This window comes from Leptolyngbya sp. FACHB-36 (genome assembly GCF_014695955.1).
GTDB lineage: Bacteria > Cyanobacteriota > Cyanobacteriia > Leptolyngbyales > Leptolyngbyaceae > FACHB-36.
On the sequence record NZ_JACJPG010000029.1, the window covers coordinates 1 to 3,497 of the forward strand.

3 protein-coding genes are annotated in these 3,497 nt (G+C 54.4%); all 3 read right to left on the reverse strand.

Annotated elements, in window-relative coordinates; translation table 11 throughout:
• Nucleotides 1–2,294: heavy metal translocating P-type ATPase (locus H6F43_RS22870; protein WP_190340058.1), on the reverse strand; the 2,294-nt coding region annotated here is incomplete at its 3' end.
• Nucleotides 2,295–2,391: 97 nt separating this feature from the next.
• Nucleotides 2,392–2,607, reverse strand: coding sequence for a hypothetical protein (locus H6F43_RS22875; RefSeq protein WP_190340059.1), 216 nt, complete (start codon nt 2,605–2,607; stop codon nt 2,392–2,394).
• A gap of 11 nt (nt 2,608–2,618) precedes the next feature.
• On the reverse strand, nt 2,619–3,497 hold an 879-nt coding region (locus H6F43_RS22880), incomplete at its 5' end, for a type II CAAX endopeptidase family protein (protein WP_190340060.1).

The window sequence follows — 3,497 nt, forward strand, 5'->3', positions numbered from 1 at the left end:
AACAAATTTTGACGAATTTTATTGAACGTCGCCCGGCTGAGCCGAATCGATTCTACAACGTCTGTCAGGCGATCGCGTACCAGAATGATCCCTGCCGTCTCCACCGCAACATCTGTGCCCGACTGCAAGGCAATTCCCACATCCGCCTGAGCAAGTGCTGGTGCGTCATTGATGCCATCTCCCACCATTGCCACACGATGTCCTTTAGACTGGAGAGCCGCGATCGTGCGGGCTTTTCCGTCGGGACGAACATCTGCCAAGATGTGATTTAGCTCTAGCTCCAAGGATTGAGCAATCGCCGTTGCGGCTGCACGCCGATCTCCAGTCAATAGCCACACGTCCAGCCCCATCTGCTTGAGGGTGGCAACAGCTTCAGCCGCATCTGCTCGAAGCGGGTCCGTAGCAGCAATTAAACCTACCAAAGAAGGGCGATCGATTGCATCGGACAGAGCAACAAACACAACCGTTTTCCCAGCTTGAGAGAGTCCATGGGCCTGAGTCTGGATAGCGTCATCAAACGAAACCTCATGACGGACTAACCACGCCTGAGTTCCCATCAGCACCCGGACTGACCTAGACTCCAACAGCACTGTAGCGGCAACTCCGTAGCCCGGCTCAGTTACAAAATCTTGAGTGGGCAAGAGGTCAATCTTCTGCTGTTGGGCGTGCTGTTGAATGGCGATCGCCAGTGGGTGCCGAGTGCCGCTTTCAATGCTGGCAGCAAGCTGTAGAAGAAGGGTGGGGGTGAGATCGCATGAGGACGTGATGAGGCAATCAGTAACAATGGGTTTGCCAGTGGTCAGGGTGCCTGTTTTGTCTAGAACTACGGTATCAATTTCGTGAACGCGCTCTAGCACGTCACCACCACGAATGAGTAAGCCTCGCTCGGCTCCAATCCCAGACCCCACCAGAATTGCAGTCGGTGTAGCTAAGCCAAGGACGCAGGGGCAGGCAACGACGAGGACAGCGATCGCAAGCTTGAGGCTGAGGAGAAGTGGAGAGTGAGAAGTCGGGAGTGAAGCATGGGAAGTGGGTACATGGGTCATGAGGTGCCCAGCGCCCATCGTAGTTTGCACTAGCAGCGCATCGGACCAGATGTGAAAGCCAATGAAGTACCAGAACAGAAAGGTCAGGGTGGCGATCGTCAGAACACCATAAGTGAAGTATCCAGCAATCGTGTCTGCCAGCGCTTGAATTGGCGCTTTGCGCGTTTGGGCAGCTTCAACGAGGGCGATAATCTGCGCTAATGTTGTGTCTTTACCAGTGCGAGTAGCACTTAAGATGATGGCTCCTGACTGATTGAGCGTTCCGGCAGCAACGCGATCGCCCAACTCTTTCATGACCGGCAGTGGTTCTCCAGTCAGCATCGACTCACTTACAGTGGTCTGCCCTGCCACTATCTCGCCATCCACAGGGATCTTGTCTCCGGGCAGTACGTGCAGCCATTCACCGACGCGGACCCGATCCACTGGAATTTCGCTAACCGATAACGGATGCATCAAGAAGGTTGACTCTGGCTCATTCGGGTCACGCTTCTGAATCAACCGCGCCACGGTTGGTTGTAGGGCAAGCAGAGATTCAAAAGCGCTGGCGGCGTGATTGCGGGCACGTTGCTCTAGCGTGCGACCCAGGAGAATGAAGCCCACCAGCATGACGGGTTCATCAAAGAAGCACTCCCAGCCAAGTTGAGGAAACAGTAGGGCGACAAGACTTGTACTGTAGGCAGTGAGGGTGCCCAAACTGACGAGAGTATTCATGTTGGGCGCGTTGTGTCGCAGTCCGCGCCAGCCATCGATCGCCATCGATCGTCCCGGTCCCAAGAGGGCTAGCGTCGCCAACCCGCAGTGAAACCAGATGTTGTTCAAACCGGGCAGCGTCAGGTGAACAACCTGCCCCAGATGCCCCAACGATGACAGTACCAGAAGAACTGCAGCGGTCGCCAATTGCCAAATCTGCTGACGTGCTTCGATGCGTCGCCGCTCAGTCCGGTCCAGCGTGCTTGCACCGTCCTCAGTGGCACCCTGTGCATACCGTGCTTGTGAAGGAAAGCCAGCATCAGTGACAGTTTGTGCCAGCGCGTCTGGGTTCACAACCCCTGGTTTGCACTGCACGACCGCTACCTCGGTCACAAGATTGACGCTAGCAGCCACGACACCCAGATGCTGAGTCAACTGCTGCTCGACAGCGCGAACGCAGCCAGCACACTTCATGCCGCTTACATCCAGCGTTACGGTTTCTACCGTTGGCGCTTGAGAATTCTCTTGAGCATTCTTTAGTTCAGAAATCAGTTGCATCCTGCTTGAACTCAGTACAACACTTAGCGCCGAATGACGCCTCTTTCTTGACGGTAGATGAATTTTGGGTGAATCGGCTAGAAATCTAGAACTTTCTCTAGGATTTGCTGGACGATCGCCCAGTCTTAGTGCCGGACGTTTCCTTCAGCCGTCCCTTCCAGTAGGCATACAGCAGCCAAGCGCACGCTCCAACCTGGACTGGCAGAATCACCGCGCTTTTAAGCAGAAAATTGGTTTCTAGATCAGAGTAGGCGCTAAAAAATGCGGCTCCCAGTAAGACGAGCAGCGGTAATACAAGTTTGCGTTGCCTCATAAAATCTCTTCTCATCTAGCACTGCCACCCAGCACAATTAAACTCAGGAGCGTAACGCTGTTCCACAAGCTGTGTAGCAGCATAGAAGCAAGCAAATTTCGCGATCGCACATACACAAATCCCAGCACCATCCCCAACACGGTTAGTGGTAGTACTTCTGAGAGGCTGAGGTGAGCAATAGCAAAAATTAGGCCGCTCAGCCCGATCGCACCCCACATAGGCAAGTACCGCGTTAGCGATGGTAGCAGAAATCCTCGAAACAGGATTTCCTCAAACACTGGAGCCGCGATCGCGGCCGTAACAAAAAATATCGTCAAGGCAACGCTGTCTTTGCCTTCTAGCGCGATCGGCAAAATTGGATTACTCCCACCCTTGCCCTGCCAAATTTGCTGATTCACGATCGACACCAAACTGACTAACGGCAGAGCTGCCACGTAGCCGATCGTGCCCCACCAAAACCAGTTGCCTCGCAGGCTGACCCGAAACCAGCCCTCCGGCAGCGGCAGGTAGGACTTGATGGAACCGTAGAGCACCGCTACGGCTCCCGCCGCTAGCAGCAGGTAGTTGATTAGAATATAAAACGCTCTACTACGCTCGGTTAGCGTTGCTGAGTCAAATCCGATCGTCTGCCCCAGCAGGCTTAGTCCTAACGGCAGCAGAATTTGACCCACGAAGAAAAAACCGAAAATTAGCACTTGCCATACCGTCTCCCAATCCCAAGGGGTGGACCACGCCGTTATTCCACTGGGATCGAGAAGTGCCTGCTTGCGCCGAATCAGCCATTGCCCTACAAGAAATAGCAGTGCCGCAACGCCGATAATGCTGCCGATCGCAGGTACGCCCCCCACGATCACTAAACGGTTGAACGCCTGCTCTGCAGTTGCTCGCTC

What these genes read in the sequence shown, in the direction of transcription:
- H6F43_RS22875 (WP_190340059.1), bottom strand. Translation starts at nt 2,607, where the DNA reads ATGAGGCAACGCAAACTTGTATTACCGCTGCTCGTCTTACTGGGAGCC.